We start from the raw sequence: 22769 nt of genomic DNA on the forward strand, positions 1-22769 counted from the left end.
GCACCAGCGGGCGCCCTCAAGTCAAGGCTTGCCACGGGCGTCGGCACGTTTCGTACGCAACGTCGCAGCCGCGCCTGCAGGATCGTCGGGCCAAGGATGCCTGGGATAGCGCCCGCGCATTTCCTTCGCCACCGCGCTCCAGCTGCCCGCCCAGAAACCGGGCAGGTCACGTGTCGTCTGGATCGGCCGCCCGGCAGGCGACGTCAGCGACAGGACGAGCGGTATGCGGGCGCTACCGACCACCGGATGCTCGGCCAGGCCAAATAGCGCCTGCACGCGCAACTCCACCCGCGGCCCCCCTTCTGCCGCATAGTCGATCGCATGGCTGCTGCCCGCAGGCGAACGGAAGTCCGGCGGAGCGAGCCGGTCGAGTTGCTGCTTGCCGTCCCAGCCGATCAGCCCTTCCAGCACGGCTGAAAGCTGCGCCCGGTCGATGTCGGACAAGCGCCGCCTGCCAGCCAGCAAGGGCGGGAGCCATTCGTCAAGACTGGTCAGCAACGCACTGTCAGACAGCGCTTCGACTCCGGCAAAACCTGCCCGCATCCGCAGCGATCGCGCGGCATCCGACCAGGGCAAAAGGTCCAGCCCGCCGCGCCTTACGCCATCCACCAGCGCGGCGGTCACCGCTTCCGGATCGGGCCGGTCGTCCGATCCGGAAGAAAGCCTGACGGCGCCCAGCCGCCTTTCCCGCAGCGCTTCTATTCCGCCGGTCTCAGGCCGGAAGCGCACCGTGCGATGTTCAGTCACCCGCCCGCTGAAGAGGCCCAGAACATCAGCCTCGTCCATCGGCGCTGCTGACAATATCCGCGCCCCCGCCGCGCCGCCCTGCACCTCTCCCACGGCCAACCACTCTTCGCGGGCGAGTGGGGTGGCAGGGTCGAGCCGGAAGCCGCGTCCGCCCACACTTGTCCAATCAGCACCATCAGCGGAGCGCCGTTTCGCAACGCGGTCGGGAAAAGCGAGTGCGAGGCAAAGCCCCGTTTGATGCTCGGAACCTCCAAAGGGTGAAGTCGCGGCGGGTGCTCCGGAAGGCAGCTTTGCGAGCCGCGCCCACCGCTTGGCCATGGCCCGTGCCGCATCGGCCCGCTTGCCGCTTTCGCGCCGCCAACGCGCCCGCCGTTGCGATAGATCGACGTCCTGCCCGCCAATCCCGCGCTCCCCCAGAAGCACGGCGATTTCGGCCGCAGGCTCCGCCAGCCCCATCTCTCCCGCCCGCACCAGCATATGGCCGATTCGTGGTTCCAGCGGCAGCTGGGCCAGCGCTTTTCCATGGGCCGTGATACGCCCTTCCTCATCCAGCGCTTCGAGTACCGTCAGCCGCTTTCGCGCCTCGCTCAGCGCAGCTTCCGGCGGCGGATCGAGCCATTGCAGGCTCGCCGGGTCGCTCACGCCCCAAAGGGCGCAGTCGAGCAACAGGCTCGATAAATCGCTTTCCAATATCTCGGGCGGGTCGAATGGCGGCATGCCCGCCGTGGCCGCCGCCTCCCATAAACGATAGGCGACGCCCGGCCGCTGCCGTGCCGCACGGCCAGATCGCTGCGTCGCCGCCGCTTGGCTCGCCCTTTCGGTCACCAGCCGCGTGACGCCCGCCGCCCGGTCATAACGCGGACGGCGCGCCAAGCCGGAATCGATCACGATCCGCACGCCATCGATGGTCAGGCTGGTCTCTGCGATGGAGGTCGCCAGAATGACCTTCCGCCGTGCCTCTCGTGACGGGCGGATGGCCGCGCGCTGGGCAGCGGGGTCCAGGCTTCCATGCAGCCTGTGCACTTCTACGCTTAGCCCTTCTAGCCGATCCGCCGTCCGTTCGATCTCCGCCACGCCGGGAAGGAAAGCGAGAAGGTCTCCTTCCGGTTCTTCTGTCAGCGCTCGCCGCACCGCCGCCGCCATTTCATCCTCGATCCGCTTTTCCGCCGATCGCCCCAGATGCCGCAGTTCCAGCGGCTGTATCCGTCCTTTGCTTTCGAACACCGGCGCGCTGTCCAGCAGCGCAGCAAAGCGCGCGCCATCCAGCGTGGCAGACATCGGCACGATACGCAGGTCCGGCCTCAGCGCGCCTTGTGCGTCGAGCGCCAACGCCAGCCCGAAGTCGCTGTCCAGGCTGCGCTCATGCACTTCGTCGAACAATATGGCAGACACGCCCGATAGCTCCGGATCGTCCTGTATCCGCCGCACGAAAATGCCCTCGGTCAGCACCAGAATCCGCGTCCTGGCGGACTGCTTGCTGTCCATGCGCGTGGCATAGCCGACTGTTCCGCCTGGCATTTCCCCCATCAACTCGGCAATGCGCTCCGCCGCTGCGCGCGCCGCCAGCCTTCGTGGGGAGAGCAGCAGGACCTGCCCAGTGCACCAGGGTTCGTCCAGCAGGGCAGGCGCCACGGCCGTCGTCTTGCCCGCACCCGGCGGCGCGACGAGCACCGCATTGCTCCTATTGCGCAGCGCCTCAAGAAACCGGGGCAGGACATCATAAATGGGCAGCACGGCGGTCATCATCGCCCTGTCGCTTTATTCGACGCGGGCTGCAAGCGCAGCCTGCTATCGTCGGCCGTCATCCAAATAACAAAGCATGCACCGGGTTCTTGGGATCCAAAAGCATCTTCGCAGTCAACCCCAGCGACATGATGATCAACAATGGCCGGATCAGCTTGCTCCCGAACCGCATGGCCAGATGCGATCCGATCTGTCCGCCGGTGATGCTCCCGACAGCCATCGCCAGCCCCGCAACCCAGATGACATGGCCGCCGATGATCATCGTCATCAGCCCGGCGATGTTGCTCGCAAAATTCGCCGCCTTGGTCTGTGCTGTCGCCCGCACCAGCCCCAGGCCGCCCAGGGCCACGAAAATCGTCGTGTAAAATGCCCCGGCCCCTGGCCCGAAAAAGCCGTCATAAAAGCCGATGACGCCGATCAACGGGCTCAGCACGACAATCCCTACGCGGCTGCGCCGGTCCATCTCGCTCACCTTGGGTGAGAAAGTGAAGTAGAGCGCCAACATGATCAGCAGCGCAGGCATCAGGCCCGCCAGAACGGTGGGGTCCACGCGCTGCACCAGCCATGCGCCGCCTATGGACCCGGCGAAGGCCGCAAAGACCGGCCAACGGTAGGTTTTCAGGTCCATATGCCCCGCACGCGCATAGGCGATGCAGGCGCCAAAGGTTCCGAGGGACGATTGCAGCTTGTTGGTGGCGACGGCGGGTACAGGCGGTACTCCGGCGGCCAGCAGTGCGGGCAGGGCGATCAGTCCGCCGCCACCCGCCATTGCGTCAATGCATCCGGCGACCAGCGCGGCCGCCATAAGGAAGGCCAGAGTTTCCGGTGTTAGGATCATGTCAAAGTCGCCCCGCTGCTATTCCCGTAAATACGAGCGGATGCGGCGAACCCCTCAATAAGCGCGCGCGATTGCGAACTCCACCGCCTCGGTCAGCGCTGCCTTGGCGCTGCCGGCATCGAACTGACCCAGCGCATCAATCGCCCGCTGACCGTAAAGTCGCGCGCGTGCCAAGGTGTCATCGATGGCGCCGGTCTTGCGCAGCAATTGCGTCGCCAGCGCAAGATCCTGGTCGCTCACCCGATTGCCCGCGATCGCCTGTTTCCAGAAGGCCCGATCCTCTTCGGACCCGCGCGCGTAGGCCAGGATGACCGGCAGCGTTACCTTGCCATCGCGGAAGTCGTCGCCCGCGTCCTTGCCCATCGTCGCGCCATCGGATTCATAGTCGATGGCGTCATCGATCAGCTGGAAAGCAATGCCAAGGTTGCGGCCATAAACGTCCAACGCCTTTTCCTCTGCCTCGTCGCGATCAGCAACGACGGCGGAAATCCGGCAGGCTGCGGCAAACAAGGCGGCGGTCTTCGCGCCGATAATGTCCAGATACTGTTCTTCGCTGGTGTCGATCTTGCGCTGGGCGGTCAGCTGGTTGACCTCGCCCTCGGCGATCACCGCCGACGCGTTGGAAAGGATTTTCAGCACCTTGAGCGATTCCGCTTCGACCATCAGTTCAAAGGCGCGAGAAAACAGGAAGTCGCCGACCAGCACGCTGGCGCTGTTGCCCCAGATGATGTTGGCGGTTTTGCGGCCACGGCGCAGGCCCGACCCGTCCACCACATCATCGTGCAGCAGCGTGGCGGTGTGGATGAACTCGACGGCGGCCGCCAGCTTGTAGTGGCGGCTCCCTGCATAGCCTACCAACTGCGCACAGGCGAGGGTGAGCATCGGCCGCATCCGCTTGCCGCCGCCCGCGATCAAATGGCCTGCCAGTTCAGGGATCAGTGGGATGCGCGACTGCATCCGGTCCAGGATTACCGCATTCACCTGGTTCATGCCCTGGGCAACCAGCGCCATCATAGGGGCGAGCGAGGGCGCGCCGTTGGCGCGGCCGATGGGATGGACATTGCCTGAGGCGGGTGCGGTCATGACCCGGCCCATGTGGCGGCGCAAAATGCAGATGGCAAGCGGGAATAGCTTGCACCCAGCGCTGGATGGCGCAAAAAGCGCCCGAAGAACGGAGGACAAGCGTGGACGAGACTTTGAAGCGGTATCGCGAGAGCATCGACAATATCGACGCCGCGCTCGTGTTCATGCTTGCTGAACGGTTCAAGATCACGCAGGCGGTCGGCGAATATAAGGCGACCCATGACTTGCCGCCTGCCGACCCCGGCCGGGAGGAACGGCAGATCGCCCGGCTGCGTCAGCTTGCGACCGATGCCAATCTCGACCCCGACTTCACGGAAAAATTTCTGCGCTTCATCATCGACGAAGTGATCCGCCACCACGAACGGCTGCGCGAACGCTAAGCCGGTCCAAGAGTAGTGAACGTCCCTCCGTTCGTTCGAGCGAGGGGGAGAAATATTCAGGCCGGCTCGTTCACCGTCTCGCGCTTGCCCTGCGACCGCCCAAGCAGAACGCCCACCAAGGCCAACGCGAAACCTATCAACTGAATCGGCCCCAGCCTTTCTCCGAACAGCAACCACGCTTCGACAGCGGCGAGCGGAGGAACCAGCAGCAGCAGCATCGACATGCGCGTCGGTCCCTGTGTCCGCACCAGCCAGATCAGCAGCGACAGCCCCCCTGCTGACAGCCCCAGAACGGACCAACCGAGACCCAGCCACAGCAGCGGCGCGCCATCCCAGCGCATCTCGCCGATCGTCAGCACTGTCGCGATCGCAATCAGCGCTCCGCCTGCATTCTGCATGGCGCCTGAAACCCAGATGCCGTCGCCTGCGATCGATCCGCGCTGGACCAGCGTGCCCGCAGTCATGCCGATTACCGCGATCAACCCAGCGATTACAGGGATGAGGGGGATGCCGCCTGCGCCGGAACGCTCGATCGCTGGCAATAAAACGCAAGTCACGCCCGCAATGGCGATGGCCAGCCCTGCCCAGGCGCGCCTCAGCAGCCTTTCTCCCAAGAGCAACACGCTCGCCACCGCCACCATCAGCGGCTGCAGTGCGCCCAGCAGCGACATGATCCCCGCAGGCATGCCATGATAGACGGCCCACCAACTGACCGTCAGATAGACGCCGTGCAGCATCGCGCCCGCCAGCAGGTGCAGTAGCAGCCGTCTCCCAGTCGGCACTCTTTGCCGTGCGCCGAGAGCAATCATTCCCAGCAGCAGCGCCGTCAGCGTCAGTCTTACGCTCAATATCAATTCGGGCGCGCCATGCGGCACCGTCCCCCGCGCTACGATGAAGCCGGTGGACCAAATGAGGACGAACAGCAGCGAAGCGGCAAGCGCGATCATTCCCGTCCGGCCCGTATCGCCGCTGCACCTGCAAAAGGCGTGATCGCAACTAGCAGCAGCGACGCCGCGCCCAGGAATTTGAGCGCCGACCCGCTTCCATCGCCCAGCGTCCCCGCGCCAAAGATCAGCAGCGGCACAGCCAGCGGTAGCGCCAGAAGCCCGGCCAGCGCTCCGCTCGACCGCAGCCCCGCCGTCAGGCTCGCCACCAGCAGACCGAGTGCCGCAAGGGCAGGGGTCCCGATCAAAAGCCCCAACTCCAACATGCCGATCGTAGATCCGTCCAGCTTCAGCAGGGCCGCCGCTGGCAAGGCGGCGATCATCAGCGCCGGCCCAAAACCCAGCCAATGCGCGATCAGCCGTGCCAGGACCACCAACTCCTCGCCTATGCCTCGCAGCGCGATTTGGTCGAGCACGCCCGCGTCCCGATCCGGGGCCACGAGTCGATCGACCGGCAGCAGGCTCGCCAGCAGCGCCGCGATCCACAGCATGCCCCCGCCCGATCGCCCCAGCAGTGCCGCGTCGGGTCCCACCGCGAAGGGATAAAGGCTGGCCACCAGCAGCAGGAACGCGACCGGCAACCACAGCCCGGCGGACTGCCACGCCTGCCGCAAGTCCCGCGCCGCCAGCAGCAGGACCAGCCTCATGCCGCGTCCTCCGCCACATAATCGGCAAGCTCGACGATCGCCGGCGCGGTCATCGGCAGGGGCTGATGCGAAGCCGCGACAACGATCCCGCCGCCAGCCAGGTGCGCCGCCACCGCCGTACCCAGCAGCGCGAGCGACGCGTCGTCCAATCCATTGCCCGGCTCGTCCAGCAGCCACAGCGGGGCTCCCCCGGCAATCACCCGCGCCAGCGACGCCCGCTTGCGCTGCCCGGTCGACAGCATCCGCACAGGTATGTCAGCCAGCGGTCCCAACGCCATCGCATCCAGCGCCCGGTCCAGCGCCGCTGCATTCACTCCGTCCAACCGCGCCCAAAAGCCCAGCGCCGCCCTCAATGGCTCTTCCATTTCCAGCGCCAGCCGCTCATCGGCGAGCGCGATCCGCCCCCGCCGCTCGATCGTCCCGGCCATCGGCCGCAGCAATCCGGCGCAGATGCGCATCAAACTCGACTTGCCGATGCCATTTGGGCCGCGCAGCAACGCGCTTCCGCCCGCCTGCAGCGACAGGTCCACGCCCCGGAACAGCATCCGCCCGCCACGCGCGCAGGCAATGCCCGACAGGCGCAGCGCTGCATCGCTCATGATGAGACCATGTCCTCCAATACCTGCATGTCGAGGTCGGAGAGGCCAAAATGATGGCCGATCTCATGCACCACCACATGGGTGATAAGCACATCCAGCGGCACGCCCGTTTCCACCCATTCATCCAGCAGAGGACGCCGGAACAGATGGACCGTGGGTGGGCTATCCCCGGTCTGGGCTGGCTCACCCACCGGACGCCCGCTGTAGAGGCCGGTGAGGCCGAAGGGATCGTCGATCCCCATCTCCTTCAGCACCTGATCGTCGGCAAATTCCTCCACGAACAGGACGACGTTGAACAGGTGCGAGCGGAAGGGGTCGGGCAGGCGCCCTAGAGCCGCCAGCGCAAGGCTCTCGATCTCAGCACGGGTCGGCGGGAAAAGAGGGGGTTGACCATGGTCGGACATGGCTGCGACATAGGCGAAACAATATTATGAGGATAGAGCTATGATTGGTAAACTGACCGCAGAAGAGCGGGATCAGGAACTCGCCGATCTGCCGGAGTGGACGGTGATCGCGGACCCGGATGGCATCCGTCGCCGTTTCAACTTCGCCGATTTCAGCGCAGCCTTCGGCTTTATGACGCGTGTCGCGTTGCTGGCCGAGCAGGCCAACCACCATCCAGAATGGTTCAACGTCTATAATCGCGTCGATATCACCCTGACGACGCATGATGCGGATGGTCTGTCCCGTCGCGACATCGATTTGGCAAAGGCAATTGACGCGCTGCTGCTCGACTGATCCCTTCGATCAGTTGGCTCGGGTTTCGATATGATCCTCATAGCCGTGCAGCGCGGCCATGACTGCGGGATCGCCTGCATAGCGCCGCCGCAGCATCGCCAGCTTGGCGTCCGTGCCAGTGCATAGTTCGGCGATGCTCTCCATCAAGAAGACGCGCCGCTCCCCATCATAGGGTTCTTCGCCCCGGAAATGGTCACAGCCGTCGCGATCGACCATGAAGCTGGTCACTTCCTGCGGGAAGGGCGTCGCCAGCGCAGCGTCCGGGGAAGGAGGCAGGTCCAGCGATCCGAGCGGCGCGGGTTCCGCGCGCACCCTGACCTCAGCGGAAGGCCGCTGCCGGGCGGCGACCACCTCGATCGGTTCACCCTCTATGGGATTTGCGGACAGTGCGGGCAGCGGCGAAGCAGCGTTGTCCGCAGACACGGCATCGCCAGACGCATCACGGCAAGCCGCGGTTAGCGTCAGCATCATCATCAATGGAAACAGCCCCAACCGTGCGCCCACCGATTTCCTCCCGCAATATGGCAATAAGATCAGCGACATGCGGCAGTCGCTGCTCCTCCTCATCGAGAATCGCCATGAAAGCGGCTTGCCTATAGGCGCGGACGCTCTCTTCGGAAAGGCGGCTTGCCGCGGGCAATGCGGAAATTACGATATCCAGCATGCGCTCGACGCCATGAAGGCGTCCCCACAAATAGTCGTTCTCCCGATAGGCCCTGCTAAAGAAAGCGCCGAAATTATTGAATTCTATCCCCTTTAATGTCACCTCTGCGCCGCCCGTGCGAATTGCGCTGCAATCTTCAGGAGAAATCCGATCAACCTTCACCGGATCATATTCATCCATAGCGTGGCCTTGAAGCAACGGTAGGGTGGCGATGTCGTAGAAGGGAAAGCCGAGATAGGAGAGCAGCATCGTCCTCCGTTCCGCCTTCGGCAGGTCCGCCAGCGCTTCGGCCAGCATCACGTCCGCTACGCCGTCGCGCTCGCCTAGCCCGCGCGCCTGCGCGATCGCATCCAGCGCCGCCGCCGCATCATTGGGCAGTTCCTTCGCCGCTGACCGGATCGCGCCATTGTAGAAGTCTGTGCCCTCGCATTCCGTATAATGGGCCAGCGCCTGATAGATGGCGTCGTGCATCTTCTGGACCGCAGCGTCGCCCGCCTGCGATTCGACCTCCAGCGTTTCGGCCAGCCGCCGCGCCAGAAAACGCAGCCGCCGGATGCGGAAGGCCAGGTCATGGGTACGGAAGAAGAGAACGGGCGGCGATCCCGGCCCGACATCTTCCGTCAGCTGGTCCGCTCTGATCGCCCGCACATGCGACCACAGCGCCTGGCGGTAATTTTCCCGCATCAACGGGCTTTCCTCGTCACTCAGGCGAAAGAGCAGGGCGGCAAGATCTTCCACAATGCCGGACAGCTTCAGGTGCCCATAGGCTGGGAAGGCGAAACCTGCCGAATTGGCGGCGCGCTGCTGGGCCTTCGCGCGCCAGACCGAAAGCCGGGCGGGCGTGGGACGGTCGAGGAACAGCATGCCGCCCATCGCGCTTTCCACTTCCGCCTCAATCCCCGGACGCAGCGCATTCAGAATGCGCACCATGCGGCGGATGCGGGACGAATGGCGATCAATGGCTTCCAAATTGTCACGGATGGGCTGTTCACGCGGAATGTCGCTCAGTGCACCGAAGATGGTGCGAAAGAAGCCTGGCAGCGGCGCACCTTCGCCAACGGCCTCTTCTTCCTGAACGCCCTCTTTGTTGAGCTGGATCGAGCGATGGCCCGGCTTGGGGTCGATATAGACAAACCGCCGATCGACCTCGCGCCGCGATGGGCGGTTCCGCAGCGCGCCGATCGCCTGCGCGAACGGCGCGTTCGCCAGCACCGATCCGTCGATCAGTACGGCGTCCTCCGCTTTGCCGCGCGCCCAATGCCGGGGCAGGGCATGCGCCAGAAAGGCGTCGCGCGTTGGCCAGGCCCGATGGCGGCGCTTCAGCACTCGGTCCAATTCGCGCACGGTGAAGGGCGGGAAAGCGCCGGGGAAACTTGCTGTCGCCCTCGCCGCAAAGACGAGTTCGGCCGGGTCCGCGAACAGCCTGTCGCCGCGCCCTCGTGCCCGAAAGCCGATAGACAGGCGATGCTCTGTCTCAACCACCTGGGGTGGGCTGTTGAGATTGAGGCTCTGCGGATGGCCTTCAAAATCCGTCACCGTGACGAACAGGTCCAGAGGATGTCCCTCTGGCAGCAGCGGCGGCCCACGTTCCGCCGCCTCCATCGCGTCGAACGCATCCAGGATCATCGCGGTGAACACCTCGCCGCCGAAGGGCGGCTCGAACCAGCGCGACCGGATGAAATTCGACAGCTTGTGCCGCACCTCCTCGCGGGTATTCGGCGCCACGGTGCGCTCTACCGTGTCTCCAGGATGCCGCGCCGCCATCCAGACCAGCGGCGTTGCCCAGAATTTGGTGATCCGCCGAGCGGGTCGGGCATCAGGGTCCAACAGCCGCTCAACGTCGGCATTTTCCAGCCACAGATCGGTTAGCGGCTCCAGCGACTGGCCTGTTTCAATAGCTTGCGCCAGGAAGATGCCGTTGATGCCGCCCGCACTCGCGCCCGCAATAATATCGGGCATGACCCGCAAACGCACGCCGCTCGCCGCCTCCAGGTCCTCCAACAGCTTCCGGTACACGGCCTCGCTGCTGTTCCCGCTGGTCGAGCCATCATGAAAACCCCGGCTCGCCCGCGCGAGCCGCCAGATTTCCTTGGTGATGCCGTGCATGTAAACGGCCAGACTGATCCCGCCGTAGCAGACCAGCGCCAAGCGAAGTTCGCGCTCTTTCATGAGCGTGTCTTATCCCTGATCCTATGACCGTGGATTGAATGGCGCGTTACCTCTTTCATCCCCTTCGCTTCGAGCGGCTTCGAGCGAAGTCGAGAAGCGCCCGCCGAAAAGTCGGCGCAGTGTTCTCGGCCTGCTAGAGCCGACCGGAGAGGAGGACGGCCTGCTGGCCCAAACTTGGCTAATCTATCGCCGCCCCTCACAACCAAAACTCCGCCCATATCGGCAAATGGTCAGATGCCTTCCGCGCCGCCGCGCTGTCATGCACTCCGCTATCGACCAATTTCAGTTGCCCGCAATGCATGATCCGGTCGAGCTGCGCCACCGGCCGCCGCGCATGGAAGCTCCGGCCACAGGGCGCGAAGCTGTAATGCCGCGCGAAATCGGCCAGGCATCCTCGTCCCGCGCTCCATTCGTTTAGGTCCCCCATCAGCACCGTGGGCATCTCCTCGCGCAGCCCTGCCGCGTGGATCACCGCTGCTGCCTGCTTCCGCCGCCAAAGGCCAGACAGGTCCAGATGCATGCCGAAAATCCGCATCTTGGACTTGCCCAGCGTTACCTCCGCCATGGTCGCCCCTCGCGGTTCCAGACAGGGCAGGTGCAGCACGTCATGTGCGCCGATCTCCGCCTCCTTGCGCACCAGAATGGCGTTGCCATGCCAACCCATGGAATCGGCCTGCACATTCAATGGCACGGGCTTGTAGGAGCTGAGGGAGTCCAGCAACCAAGGCGGGATCGCAGCCGATCTTACCCCAAAGCGGCGATCCGCTTCCTGCAGGGCTATGATGTCGGCATCCACCTCTGCCAGCACTTCCAGCACCCGTTCCGGACTTCGGCGGCGATCCGTGCCGATGGCCTTGCGGATATTGTAGCTGGCAACGCGAATGGATTTCATGGCGAAACAATGCGCCACATAGCAATGAGTTTCCAGCACTCTCCGTCCGGCTCTAACAATCCCCCGGTCTCTTTAAGCCCGTGGAAGGGCGCCAGCTTCGTTTCTTTGTTCTTGAAACGTTCGCGGCGTGCCGCCATACCACATCCGTTCGCTTAATTACCCCATTCGCTTCGAGCGAAGTCGAGACGCGAGATCGGACGGCAAGGTTTATAATGGCAAAGGCAAAGCGCAAATTCGTCTGCCAGCAGTGCGGCACGCTCTCCTCCCGCTGGCAGGGGCAATGCGATGATTGCGGCGAATGGAACAGCATCGTGGAAGAAGCGGCCGAAACCATCTTCTCTGCCCGTCACGACCTTCAAACCGGCGGTCGCGCTCTGACGCTCGTGGGCCTAGATAGCCAGGTCGAACTGCCGCAACGCACTAGCACCGGCATTGCCGAGTTCGACCGGGCGCTGGGCGGCGGGATCGTTCCTGGCTCCGCGACGCTGATCGGCGGCGATCCCGGCATCGGTAAATCGACGCTGCTGCTTCAGGCCGCTGCCCGCATTGCCGCACGGGGCCTCTCCGTCGCCTATATCAGTGGGGAGGAGGCATCGGATCAGGTCCGCCTGCGCGCACAGCGTCTCGGCCTCGGCAGCGCGCCGGTGCAGCTCGCCAGCGCGACCTCCGTCCGGGACATATTGACCACGCTGGGGGAGGGGGAGCCGCCCGTTCTGCTCGTCATCGACTCCATTCAGACGATGCACAGCGATTTGATCGAGGGCGCTCCCGGCACGGTCAGCCAGGTTCGGGCCTCCTCGCAGGAACTGATCCGCTTCGCCAAGCAGCACGGCACCGCAGTCATTCTCGTCGGCCATGTGACGAAGGACGGCAGCATCGCTGGCCCTCGCGTCCTTGAACATATGGTGGATACAGTGCTCAGCTTCGAGGGGGAGCGCAGTCACCAGTATCGCATCCTGCGCGCGATCAAGAACCGCTTCGGCGGCACCGACGAGATCGGCGTTTTCGCTATGGTAGCGGAAGGGCTGGAGGAAGTTGCCAACCCTTCCGCGCTGTTCCTGACACATCGTGACGTAACCGTAACGGGTGCCACCGTCTTTCCGGCGCTTGAGGGCACCAGGCCCGTTCTCGTCGAAATACAGGCCCTCGTCGTCCGGCTCTCCAGCGGCGCTACCCCCCGCCGCGCGGTGGTTGGCTGGGACAGCGGCCGCCTCGCCATGATTCTGGCCGTGCTGGAGGCGCGCTGCGGCCTCAGCTTCTCGACCTGCGAAGTCTATCTGAACGTCGCGGGCGGATATCGCCTTTCCGATCCCGCCGCAGACCTCGCCGTCGCCGCGGCGCTCATTTCCGCCTTGGCCGAACGCCCCGTGCCGGCCGATCTCGTTCTCTTCGGCGAACTTGCGCTGTCAGGTGAAATTCGCCCTGTCGCTCACGCACCTCTGCGCCTGCGGGAATCTGCCAAGCTCGGCTTCGAACGCGCCTATGTTCCCTCGGCAGTGGCGGATGGGGTGAAGGGCATCGCCGTCAGCGGCTATCGCGCGTTAAGCCAATTGGTTGACCAGATGCTCGGCCGCGGATAGCCCGGCGTCCATGAACGCCGTCGATATCCTCGTCCTCCTCGCCATCGGCGGATGCGCCGTCTTGGGTTTGCTACGTGGTTTCGTTCTCGAAACATTGTCGCTGATCGCCTGGGTGCTCGGCATCTTCGCCATCCGCCTCTTCCACAGTTCTGCGACCGAACTGCTCACTCCCCTTGTAGGAACCACCAGTGGCGCTGCAATTCTTGCATTCATTCTGGTATTCGGCATTACCTTCGGCGCCGGTAAGCTTCTCGCCCACGCCATCGGCCGCCGCACCCGGCAGTCGATCCTCGGCCCTGTCGATCGCGTCTTGGGCGCAGGTTTCGGAGCGGTCAAAGGACTGATTGGCGCAACGCTCGTCTTCCTCGCCTTCAGTCTGGTGTACGACACCTTCTACGGCAGTACCGCTCGTCGTCCCGACTGGTTGTCCGATGCACGCACCTATCCCCTGCTCAACGCCAGCGGTCAGGCGATCAGCGAATTCGTCGCCGAGCGCCGCGCCAGGAAGTCAGCGGACTGAGCTACAGCCATCCTTTGGCCCGGTAAGCGTCAGCCGTCGCCTTAAGCCCTTCCTCCGTGGTCACCATGGGGGTCCATAGCTTTTTGGGTGGTTGCTTGCGCTTCGTCACCACCCAATCCGGATGGCAGAAATAGCTAACCCGATCCTGTGTCAGTTTCGCCCCCTTGCCGCGCAGTATCCGGTCCAGCCGGGCCCCCAGACCCAGCGCCCAGTTCGGCGTCGCAAAGGTCCGGACTGGCCGCCCCACCGCTCGGCCTATCGCCTGGCCAAAATCCAGATGATCCCAGCCGCCCGGGGTGCCGTCATCGGCTTCGTAGCAATGGGCGAGGCTGATTTCTTTCTCTCCGGCAAGCACCAGCAGCAGCCGCGCCAGATCGCTGACCTCGATCAGCGACAGACGGCCACCGGGCGGCAGCAGCATGACGCCGCGCTTAGCCATGCGAAACAGCTCCAGCATCTCCCGGTCGCCTGGCCCATAGATTGCTGGCGGCCGCACTATCGTCCAATCTAGGCCGCTCGCCTTCACATGCCGCTCAGCCAAGCCCTTTGACCAGCCATAGTCGGACAGCTTGGGTTCTCGCGCCGCAAGTGACGATACATGAATCAGCCGCCGCACCCCCCGTTGCCGCATGGCGTCAATCACGGCCATGGTGCCCCGAGCGTTGCCTGCCTCGAAGCCATCGCGATCAGCGGCGTTGACGACCCCTGCAATATGGATCACCACATCTGCGTCGCGCACAAGCGTGTTTAGCGCTGGGCGATCCTCTAACGAGCCATGCACCCATTTCAGTCGCGCGCGGGGCGGCTGCGCCTTGCGTGTGATCGCCGTCACATGGAGCCCGGCTTGCAAGGCTTGATTAAGTGTTTCGGCACCGACGAAACCCGTCGCGCCGGTCATTGCAATACGCAGTTTCATGAAATGTCAGACCATCGCCAAATGGTCGCGATGGACCAGGACGGAGCGAGGCAGGTGCCCCAGCAGGGCGGCTATATCCTCGCTGCGCTTGCCAGCAATCCGGGCTGCTTCCTCGCTGTCATATTCGCTGAGACCGCGAGCGATCACTTGCCCTTCCGGGCCGATGATATCCACGACATCGCCGCGCGCGAATGCTCCCTCGACTCTTGCCACACCCGCGGGCAGCAAGCTGTTTCCGCGGCCCAGCGCTTTTTCCGCTCCCGAATCGATGATGATCCGCCCGCGCACCATCAGCCGTCCGGCGAGCCATCCCTTGCGTGCGCGCTTCGCAGGCGCGGCCAGGAAGATCGATCCTCGCCCGCCATTACTCCAGTGGGATAAGGGGCTGTCCACCTTGCCCGAGATAATCGCCAGATGCGCCCCTGCTCCCGTTGCGATCCGCGCCGCCTCAATCTTGGACGTCATGCCGCCTGAACCCATGCCGGAAGCCGATCCGCCGTCCGCCATTCCGGCGATCCGCGCGTCTATGCGCTCGATTGTCTGTATCAACATCGCGCTCGCATCGACGTGCGGGTTCGCGGTGTAAAGCCCATCGACATCGGAAAGCAGCACGACCGCGTCGGCCCGTGCCGCCTGTCCGATGCGCGCCGCCAGCCGGTCGTTGTCGCCGAAGCGGATCTCGGCTGTCGCCACGCTGTCATTCTCGTTCACGACCGGAACGACGTCCAGTGCCATCAGCCGCTCTAGGGTGGCCGATGCGTTGAGATAGCGTCGGCGATGCTCAAGATCGTCGAGCGTCACCAGTATCTGCGCAGCCGTCATGCCCTTGTCCTGCAGCAAGCGCGCCCAGCATTGTGACAATGCAATTTGCCCCGTCGCAGCCGCTGCCTGCGCATCCTCCAGGCTGCCGCGTCCGCCCTTGGGCAGTTTCAGTCGACGAGCCCCAAGCGCGATCGCGCCAGATGATACAATGATGATCTGCTGCCCAGCGGCTTTACGGGCGACAATATCTTCTACCAGCGTGCGCAGCCATGCCTCGCGCACCTCGCCAGCCGGATCGACCAGCAAGGCGGACCCGATCTTGATGACCAAACGCCGAATCTGGGAAGGCGGAAAGCCGGAAAGAGGGGATGTCACAGATTCGAATCCATCCGCCTTGCAATCAAATGGGCGACCATGGTGCGTCACCTTCCCCATCGGCCGACTCCTCTGCCTTGGGTTCCGTCAGCAACGGCAGAACCGCATCGAGCAGCGCGGGGACGCCCTCACCGGTGGCCCCAGATATGATGAACACATCCTCCACACCGGCTTCTTCGCGAAGCTGGGCAGCGATGTCCTCCATCAATTCCTGGCCCAACAAGTCGCCTTTGTTGAGCGCTACGATCTGCGGCTTGTCTTCCAGACCTTCATCATATGCGGCGAGTTCGTCCTGCACGATCCGGAACTGCTCGACGGGATCGTCGCCTGTCGCATCCACCAAGTGCAGCAGCACGCGACAGCGTTCGATATGGCCAAGGAAACGGTCGCCAATCCCGGCTCCCTCGGCGGCGCCCGCAATCAGCCCCGGAATGTCGGCCAGCACGAATTCGCGATCGCGGTGCAGCACGACGCCGAGCTGAGGCTTGGTCGTGGTGAAGGCATAGGCTCCGACCTTCGCTTTGGTGTTCGTCACCTGATTGATGAAGGTCGACTTGCCAGCGTTGGGCATGCCCACCAACCCTACATCGGCAAGCAACTTCAGCCGCAGCCACACCCACATTTCCTGACCCGGCCAGCCGGTGCCATGTTGCCGGGGCGCGCGGTTGGTGCTCGTCTTGTAAGATAGATTGCCGCGCCCGCCGTCGCCGCCGCGGAGCAGCACCAAGCGCTGCCCGACTTCCGTGAAATCCGCGAGCAGTTCCTGCTCCTCATAATCAGGATAGCCGTCCTCATCCTCCGTGCCTTCGATGGGCTGGGGGTCGGACAGAATCTGGGTGCCTACGGGCACTTTGATGACGAGATCCTCGCCACCCGCGCCGTAGCGATTCTTGCCTGCGCCGGGCAGCCCTCGCTGCGCTTTGAAATGCTGAGTATAGCGGAAGTCGATTAGGGTGTTCAGCCCGGCGACGGCTTCAAAGATAATGTCTCCGCCCTTGCCGCCATTGCCGCCGTCGGGGCCGCCATATTCGACATATTTTTCCCGCCGGAAACTGACCGCGCCGGGGCCGCCCCAGCCGGATTTAATGTAAATCTTTGCTTGATCCAGGAAATGCATGGGCTGGCCCATAGCTGCTTATGCTGCGGAATTAAACCTTGCCGTCTCCGGTCTTAATTAAACATGTGTTGGGAGGGGAGGGACGACACGGTTCGACGCCGCCCCTGTCGATCAGTCATGCCGCAAGGGCAGGCATGGCATCTTCATAAAGGTCCATGGCGGGATCTGTCATCATTCGTCCGGCCACGCCTTCTTCGAAGACCAGGCACTCGGCCGTCGTCCCGCGCGCGGGGCTGTATCGCTGCTCAACACGCCCCGTGTAGCGGAAGCCGAGTTTGCGCAGTACGTTGCCCGATGCAGGATTGTCAGCGAAATATGCCGCGGCGATGCCGTTAACGCCTGCCGCGCGCGCCATGTTCAGCACCGCACTTGCCGCCTCGGTGGCGAAGCCCAAGCCCCAATAAGGGCGAGCGATCCAGTAGCCGATCTCCGGCGCACCATCTTCGGCGAGATGCAGCCCGCAGCCACCGACGAGCCGTGGCGCTCCCCGGGTACGAGAAAAAGCCAGCAATCGCGGGAGGCGCGAGTCGTGCGGTAGCGAAAGGAAGGCGCGGGCGTCATCGACGCCATAGAGCGCAGGTGCCCTCGTCAAATTGCGCAGGATCGCCTGCTCGCCGATCGCCTCGGCCAGCGCAGGCGCATCTTCCATCCAGCCAGGTCTCAAGAGTAGGCGAGGGGTACGGGCGAACATTTTCAAATCTCTCCTCTGATCGACGCGCCAATGGCCGCGAAAAGTTACGGCTTGACGACTTTTCCTCTGGCTGAACCCCGCCCGCATGACGCGTGAGAAAGGACAGGGTTCCAAAGGCTTGAGGGAAAATGAGGGGAGATGCCACCGAACGGAAAAAGGGGCGCTCCCAGACGGGGCGCCCCTTCGTTTCCCTCGAACACTGGCGGTGGACTAAATGTCTTTCCACCAGGAGGATCGCCCCAATTGCGTGGGACGATCCGTCATCAATCGTCCGTTATTCGGCTGCTTCGGCCATCGCATCGACCGACACATATTTGCGGCCGAGCTTGCCGGTGTGGAATACCACGCGGCCTTCACCCAGCGCGAAAAGCGTATGGTCCTTACCCATGCCTACGTTGCGGCCCGGATAGACGCGCGTGCCGCGCTGACGGATGATGATGTTGCCACCGATCACTTCCTGACCGCCGAACTTCTTCACACCAAGGCGCTTCGATTCCGAATCGCGACCGTTACGCGACGAACCGCCAGCTTTCTTATGTGCCATGACTCAAACTCCTCGAAACTGGACTGCGGCTCAGGCGATCGACACGATCTTGAGGATCGTGTGATTCTGGCGATGACCGTTGCGGCGACGGTAGTTGTGCCGACGGCGCTTCTTGAAAACGATGACCTTCTCGCCCTTCGCCTGCGCGATGATTTCTGCGGCAACGGTCAGCTTGCTGGCGTCCTTCACGTCGCTGCCTTCACCGGCGAACAGGACGTCACCCAAGGTAACCTTGTCACCAGCCTCACCGGCCAGCTTCTCAACGACGATCTTGTCTCCGGCGGCGACGCGATATTGCTTGCCGCCCGTGCGCACGACTGCGAACATGGCTCTTCTCTTCTCGTTCAAATCTGCTTTACGCAGATCGCCGAGGACTTGACGTCCTGTTGACCCGCGCGGGAATGTGGCCCGGTAGTGGAATGACTCGCTGCTGTCAACTATATCGACTGGTATCGGTACTGGTTTTTAGGCGGGCACGCGCCTATCTGGACTACGCAAAGGAACCGCGAAGCGCATGACGTCAGTGTCGCATAGGGATAGCAGCATGATGGGACGCAGGTCCTTCATCGCGTCCCTGTGGGTGGCGATCATGATTGCGCTGCTGTCTGCCCTCGCGCCTCTGGGGCCGCCATCGAGCAGGCTGACGGGCTCTGCGTTCAACCCTGCGACGGTGGGCGTCGTGTTGAAGGCGCGGTCTCCAGCTACGATAGAGGAAGCGCTTCCTTCAGAGATAGGACGCGAACGCGCTGGGCAGATCGGGGGGCCGATCAAGTTGTGGGTCTTGCCAGCCGTTATGGCGCTTGTTGCAGCCGGGCTTTTTCTTTTTGGATGGTGTTGGCCCTCTTCAACGGAGGCACATCGCGCAACTACTTATACTTCCTGTCGCAGAGCGAGAGGGCCTCCAGCATCTTTCTGACAGTCTTTGCCCCGCCCGCTATGCGGGCGTTCCCTGGAAGGAGTCTTCCATGACTGGCAGAAAATCGCGTCGCACCAGCCCGCCCCGGTGGTTTATGCCCGCTGTGCTGACCGGATTGGCCGCAGCGGGTGCGCTGCTGTCCGCAGCGATGCTGGCCATCGCCGAATGACCACAGGCCAGGGCCAGCCGAGCGCTGCGCCCTGGCGGACAGGAACAGATTCTATATGCCTCATCATACGCCTCTGATCGGAACGATCGTTGCGGGCCTTGTCGTTGCTTTCGTCATGGGCGCCATCGCCCATCGCCTGAAATTGTCTCCATTGGTCGGCTACCTTGTCGCGGGTATCATCGTCGGTCCTTTCACACCCGGTTTTGTCGCCAATGCAGGACTGGCCAATGAACTTGCCGAGATCGGCGTTATTCTGCTGATGTTCGGCGTCGGCCTCCACTTTTCGTTGCGTGACCTGCTTTCGGTGAAGAATATCGCGGTTCCCGGCGCGATTGGCCAGATTGCCGTGGCGACATTGCTGGGCATTGGCCTTTCCCATTTCATGGGATGGCCCCTGCTGGGCGGCCTAGTGTTCGGCCTAGCTTTGTCGGTCGCCAGCACCGTTGTCCTTTTACGCGCGCTGCAAGGCGCTGACCTGGTGAAGACGCGCCGCGGGCGAATCGCTGTTGGCTGGCTGATCGTCGAGGATCTGGTGATGGTGCTGGCGCTGGTCCTGTTGCCCGCACTGGCCGGGGTCATGAACAATGCGGATGCATCGGCGGGAGCGGGGGCGCTGTTCGGGCCGTTGCTCGGCACACTGCTGAAGGTGACCGGCTTCGTCGCATTGATGCTGATCGTGGGTCGCCGGGTCATCCCCTGGGCGCTGCACTGGGTCGTGCATAGCGGATCGCGGGAACTGTTCCGTCTCGCGGTCCTGGCGATCGCGCTCGGCGTCGCTTTCGGTGCAGCGGTTGCTTTTGATGTGTCCTTCGCGCTTGGAGCCTTCTTTGCGGGCATGATCCTGGGGGAGACACCCCTCAGTCGGCGCGCCGCGGAGGAAACTCTACCGCTACGCGATGCGTTCGCGGTCCTTTTCTTCGTCTCGGTGGGCATGCTGTTCAATCCGGCCGTGTTGGTCCAACAGCCCTTGCCCCTACTTGCGACGGTGGCGATCATCATCATTGGCAAGTCCATTGCCGCCTTCGTAATCGTTCGAGCTTTTGGCTACACTGGTGAGACGGCGCTAACCATCGCGGCAAGCCTCGCCCAGATCGGTGAATTTTCGTTCATTCTCGCCTCGCTGGGGACTGGCCTTGGCATCTTGCCTGCCGAAGCGCGGGACCTGATCTTGGCCGGTGCTATCGTTTCGATCTTCCTCAATCCGCTGATCTTTTCGCTGATCGTGCGCAAGCATAAGCCGGAGGACGATGAGGAGCTTACCGAAAAGGCGCAGGTGACGCGCCGGATCGGCCATGTCATCCTGGTCGGCTACGGCCGCGTCGGCAAGATGATCGCATCTCGTCTGGCCGAGCGGCATGCGCATCTGGTGGTTGTCGAAGGAGATCACGAGCGGGCGGAGGAAGCGGAGGAGGCGGGGCTGTCGGTCGTGCGCGGCAGCGCGCTGGAGGACCGTCATCTCATTGCAGCGGGTATTTGCGAAGCGCGCCGCTTGTTGATCGCAGTGCCGGAGGGCTTTGAGGGTGGCGCAATCCACCAGCATGCCCGCCACCTGAACCCGAACATCCAAGTTATCGCCCGCGCCCATTCGGATGCGGAAGTCGTGCATCTGGAAGGGTTGGGCGTTCCCCACATCGTCATGGGGGAACGCGAACTGGCCGCCAAAATGCTGTCGCTCTGCGGCGCGGGATGACCCTTTTTTGTTAGTTTGAAGCGACAAAGGGCCGCCTTGTCAGACGGCGGCCCTTCACCTCAAACTCGGGGTTTTCGAGGACCGCCGCGCTTGGGACCACCCTTGAATGGGCGTGGACTGTGCGCGGGAGGACGGGGGCCGCGTTCGGCGTTGGGACGCCCCTTGCCGCGGGGCCCCTCCCGCCGGTTCTCGCGAGCCATTTCGCGCGGCTTGCCTTCGATTTGCTCGATCGCGACTTCCGCGCCCTCGTCACTGGCTTGGCCGGTGCGCTTCACCGCGCCGACGAACTTCGCCGCAATGGCCGAAGGGATCTCGAACATTGTTTCATTGGCGGCGATGCGGATCGCGCCGATATCCTGGCGCGACACATGGCCGCGACGGCAGATCAGCGGCAGGATCCAGCGCGGATCGGCATTCTGGTTGCGGCCGATGTCCATGCGGAACCATATCGTGTCCTCAAAGCCGGGACGCGGCCCTTCCTGGCGCGCAGGCGCCTCGCTGCGGTCGAGCAGTTCCTCGGGCGCGGGGAGGGCGGAGCGGGCGCTTTTCACCAGCATCGCGGCGATTTCCTTGGCGGACTTTTCGGCCAGCAACTCGGCGCCCAGCGCCCAGTCCTGCTCGTCCAATTCGGCCTTCTCCATCAGGCTGGCGCGCAGGCGGGCATTGTCCTGCTCCTGAATGGCTTCCTTACTCGGCGGAGTGCCCCATTCGACGGGGATTTTAGCGCCCCGCAGCATGGATTCGACGCGGCGGCGGCGCGGGTAGGGGACGATGAGTACCGCCGTTCCCTTCTTACCCGCACGCCCGGTGCGACCCGAGCGGTGCTGCATCGTTTCCGCGTCACGGGGAATTTCCACGTGGACCACGAGGCTGAGATTGGGCAAGTCGATGCCGCGAGCGGCGACGTCGGTCGCCACGCAGACCCGTGCGCGGCGGTCGCGCAGCGCCTGAAGCGCATGGTTGCGCTCATTCTGGCTGTGCTCGCCCGAGAGCGCGACGGCCGCGAAGCCGCGTTCGGTGAGGCTGGCATGGAGATGGCGTACATTGTCACGGGTGGCGCAGAAGAGGATCGCTGTTTCCGCCTCATGATAGCGTAGTAGGTTGACCACCGCATTTTCGATGTCCGCCGGGGCGACGGTCACGGCCTGATAGCTGATGTCGCCGTGACCGCGCTCATCACTGACCGTCGAGATGCGCAGCGCGTCCTTCTGATAGCGCTTGGCGAGGGCGACGATCGGCTTGGGCATAGTGGCGGAGAAGAGAAGGGTGCGGCGATCCTCGGGCGCGCCGTCGAGAATTTCTTCCAGATCCTCGCGGAAGCCCATGTCGAGCATTTCGTCGGCTTCGTCGAGCACCACGGTCTTGAGACCGGAGAGATCGAGGGCACCGCGCTCCAAATGGTCGCGCAGACGGCCCGGCGTGCCGACGACAATGTGCGCGCCATGGCTGAGTGCGCGGCGTTCCTTTGCGGCGTCCATGCCGCCGACGCAGGTGGCGATGCGAGCGCGAGCCTCACCATAGAGCCATTCCAGTTCGCGGCTCACCTGCAGCGCCAGTTCGCGCGTGGGCGCGATGGCCAGTGCGAGCGGCTTGCTGGCGACCGGCAGGCGGCTTTGTTCGCCAAGGAGTTCACCCGCCATGGCGAGGCCGAACGCAACCGTCTTGCCCGAGCCGGTCTGTGCCGAGACGATGAGGTCGCGACCTTCGTTTTCGGGTTGCGTGACCTCGGCCTGGACGGGGGTCAGCTGTTCATAGCCTTTCCGTGTCAAAGCGCCGGAAAGCAGGGGAGGGAGATGTTCAAAAGACATTATATTTTCCATCGGTAAGGCGACCCGCCATTCCCGACGGATACATGATGACCTGATCTTCTCCAGCTGCTGCCGGAGCCCAGGGTGCAAGGTCACGCACCCCGAAGTTCACACCGTCCCTGGAGTAGAGAAACCGCCGAAAGCCGGGGCTTTCGAGCAGGCCCCCTGCGAAGGGAGAATGTCCCAAATAAGAAGGCCGCCTTCCCCCGCAAAGAGGGAAGGCGGCCCCTTTTTTGC

The 22769-nt window shown here is 63.7% G+C and carries 23 protein-coding genes; 5 read left to right on the forward strand and 18 right to left on the reverse strand.

The window, feature by feature from the left end:
• Window positions 1-21: 21 nt before the first annotated feature.
• The 3 genes from hrpB to EP837_RS10955 are packed head-to-tail and all read right to left on the reverse strand — an operon-like array spanning window position 22 to window position 4411.
• Window positions 22-2493, reverse strand: a complete 2472-nt coding sequence (gene hrpB / locus EP837_RS10945) for an ATP-dependent helicase HrpB (RefSeq protein WP_082919617.1) — start codon at window positions 2491-2493, stop codon at window positions 22-24.
• 55 nt (window positions 2494-2548) lie between these two features.
• The gene (locus tag EP837_RS10950; protein ID WP_066527419.1) at window positions 2549-3328 is read right to left on the reverse strand and encodes a TSUP family transporter; all 780 of its coding nucleotides are present in this window, start codon (window positions 3326-3328) and stop codon (window positions 2549-2551) included.
• Window positions 3329-3382: 54 nt separating this feature from the next.
• Window positions 3383-4411 (reverse strand): polyprenyl synthetase family protein, encoded by a 1029-nt coding sequence (locus EP837_RS10955; protein ID WP_066529241.1) that lies wholly within the window; start codon window positions 4409-4411, stop codon window positions 3383-3385.
• A 101-nt stretch (window positions 4412-4512) separates the two neighbouring features.
• Here EP837_RS10955 and EP837_RS10960 point away from each other — a divergent pair, with 101 nt between their 5' ends.
• Window positions 4513-4791 (forward strand): chorismate mutase, encoded by a 279-nt coding sequence (locus tag EP837_RS10960; RefSeq protein ID WP_066529238.1) that lies wholly within the window; start codon window positions 4513-4515, stop codon window positions 4789-4791.
• Between the two features lie 56 nt (window positions 4792-4847).
• On the opposite strand, the gene EP837_RS10965 is transcribed toward EP837_RS10960, so the two are convergent.
• From EP837_RS10965 to EP837_RS10980, 4 genes are read right to left on the reverse strand one after another with little or no spacing between them, the layout of a single operon-like run.
• Window positions 4848-5738 (reverse strand): DMT family transporter, encoded by an 891-nt coding sequence (locus tag EP837_RS10965; protein ID WP_066527422.1) that lies wholly within the window; start codon window positions 5736-5738, stop codon window positions 4848-4850.
• The gene (locus EP837_RS10970) at window positions 5735-6382 is read right to left on the reverse strand and encodes a heme exporter protein CcmB (RefSeq protein WP_066527424.1); all 648 of its coding nucleotides are present in this window, start codon (window positions 6380-6382) and stop codon (window positions 5735-5737) included. Before EP837_RS10970 ends, EP837_RS10965 begins: the two co-directional genes overlap by 4 nt.
• Complete coding sequence (ccmA, locus tag EP837_RS10975; protein WP_066527426.1) at window positions 6379-6981, reverse strand: heme ABC exporter ATP-binding protein CcmA; 603 nt, start codon at window positions 6979-6981, stop codon at window positions 6379-6381. Before ccmA ends, EP837_RS10970 begins: the two co-directional genes overlap by 4 nt.
• Entirely contained in the window at window positions 6978-7385 is a 408-nt protein-coding gene (locus tag EP837_RS10980; protein ID WP_066527429.1) for a metallopeptidase family protein, read from the reverse strand. The genes ccmA and EP837_RS10980 overlap by 4 nt, the downstream gene beginning before the upstream one ends.
• 40 nt (window positions 7386-7425) lie before the next feature.
• Here EP837_RS10980 and EP837_RS10985 point away from each other — a divergent pair, with 40 nt between their 5' ends.
• Window positions 7426-7719, forward strand: a complete 294-nt coding sequence (locus EP837_RS10985; protein ID WP_066527431.1) for a 4a-hydroxytetrahydrobiopterin dehydratase — start codon at window positions 7426-7428, stop codon at window positions 7717-7719.
• A 9-nt stretch (window positions 7720-7728) separates the two neighbouring features.
• Here the strand turns inward: EP837_RS10985 and EP837_RS10990 are convergent, their stop codons facing one another.
• The 3 genes from EP837_RS10990 to EP837_RS11000 form a co-directional block, all read right to left on the reverse strand.
• The gene (locus tag EP837_RS10990) at window positions 7729-8142 is read right to left on the reverse strand and encodes a hypothetical protein (protein ID WP_335675640.1); all 414 of its coding nucleotides are present in this window, start codon (window positions 8140-8142) and stop codon (window positions 7729-7731) included.
• Between the two features lie 16 nt (window positions 8143-8158).
• On the reverse strand, window positions 8159-10552 hold the full coding sequence (locus EP837_RS10995; RefSeq protein ID WP_082919618.1) for a patatin-like protein: 2394 nt from the start codon (window positions 10550-10552) through the stop codon (window positions 8159-8161).
• Window positions 10553-10748: 196 nt separating this feature from the next.
• Window positions 10749-11444, reverse strand: coding sequence for an endonuclease/exonuclease/phosphatase family protein (locus tag EP837_RS11000; RefSeq protein ID WP_066527435.1), 696 nt, complete (start codon window positions 11442-11444; stop codon window positions 10749-10751).
• 212 nt (window positions 11445-11656) lie between these two features.
• Here EP837_RS11000 and radA point away from each other — a divergent pair, with 212 nt between their 5' ends.
• Complete coding sequence (gene radA / locus EP837_RS11005; protein ID WP_066527437.1) at window positions 11657-13024, forward strand: DNA repair protein RadA; 1368 nt, start codon at window positions 11657-11659, stop codon at window positions 13022-13024.
• Between the two features lie 10 nt (window positions 13025-13034).
• Window positions 13035-13544 (forward strand): CvpA family protein, encoded by a 510-nt coding sequence (locus tag EP837_RS11010; RefSeq protein ID WP_066527438.1) that lies wholly within the window; start codon window positions 13035-13037, stop codon window positions 13542-13544.
• 1 nt (window position 13545) lies between these two features.
• On the opposite strand, the gene EP837_RS11015 is transcribed toward EP837_RS11010, so the two are convergent.
• From EP837_RS11015 to rplU, 6 genes are all read right to left on the reverse strand, one after another.
• The gene (locus EP837_RS11015) at window positions 13546-14460 is read right to left on the reverse strand and encodes an NAD-dependent epimerase/dehydratase family protein (protein WP_197486269.1); all 915 of its coding nucleotides are present in this window, start codon (window positions 14458-14460) and stop codon (window positions 13546-13548) included.
• Between the two features lie 6 nt (window positions 14461-14466).
• On the reverse strand, window positions 14467-15597 hold the full coding sequence (proB, locus tag EP837_RS11020; protein ID WP_066529250.1) for a glutamate 5-kinase: 1131 nt from the start codon (window positions 15595-15597) through the stop codon (window positions 14467-14469).
• A 25-nt stretch (window positions 15598-15622) separates the two neighbouring features.
• Window positions 15623-16714 carry a GTPase ObgE gene (gene obgE / locus EP837_RS11025; protein WP_066529251.1) on the reverse strand — a complete coding sequence of 364 codons (1092 nt, stop codon included), beginning with the start codon at window positions 16712-16714 and terminating at the stop codon, window positions 15623-15625.
• A gap of 115 nt (window positions 16715-16829) precedes the next feature.
• Window positions 16830-17405: a GNAT family N-acetyltransferase gene (locus EP837_RS11030; RefSeq protein WP_066527440.1), complete on the reverse strand. Its 576-nt coding sequence runs from the start codon at window positions 17403-17405 to the stop codon at window positions 16830-16832.
• 274 nt (window positions 17406-17679) lie between these two features.
• Window positions 17680-17949, reverse strand: a complete 270-nt coding sequence (gene rpmA, locus EP837_RS11035; protein WP_007683600.1) for a 50S ribosomal protein L27 — start codon at window positions 17947-17949, stop codon at window positions 17680-17682.
• A 30-nt stretch (window positions 17950-17979) separates the two neighbouring features.
• Window positions 17980-18276, reverse strand: a complete 297-nt coding sequence (gene rplU / locus EP837_RS11040; protein WP_066527443.1) for a 50S ribosomal protein L21 — start codon at window positions 18274-18276, stop codon at window positions 17980-17982.
• An 813-nt stretch (window positions 18277-19089) separates the two neighbouring features.
• On the opposite strand from rplU, the gene ybaL reads away from it, so the two are divergent.
• A complete protein-coding gene (ybaL, locus tag EP837_RS11050) occupies window positions 19090-20724 on the forward strand; it encodes a YbaL family putative K(+) efflux transporter (RefSeq protein ID WP_066527447.1) in 1635 nt (544 codons plus the stop codon).
• Window positions 20725-20783: 59 nt separating this feature from the next.
• Here ybaL and EP837_RS11055 read toward each other — a convergent pair whose 3' ends face one another.
• Window positions 20784-22532: a DEAD/DEAH box helicase gene (locus EP837_RS11055; RefSeq protein WP_066529254.1), complete on the reverse strand. Its 1749-nt coding sequence runs from the start codon at window positions 22530-22532 to the stop codon at window positions 20784-20786.
• Complete coding sequence (locus EP837_RS21330) at window positions 22522-22719, reverse strand: hypothetical protein (protein ID WP_197486270.1); 198 nt, start codon at window positions 22717-22719, stop codon at window positions 22522-22524. Before EP837_RS21330 ends, EP837_RS11055 begins: the two co-directional genes overlap by 11 nt.
• Window positions 22720-22769 lie beyond the last annotated feature (50 nt).

Source organism: Sphingobium sp. EP60837 (assembly GCF_001658005.1).
GTDB lineage: Bacteria > Pseudomonadota > Alphaproteobacteria > Sphingomonadales > Sphingomonadaceae > Sphingobium > Sphingobium tyrosinilyticum.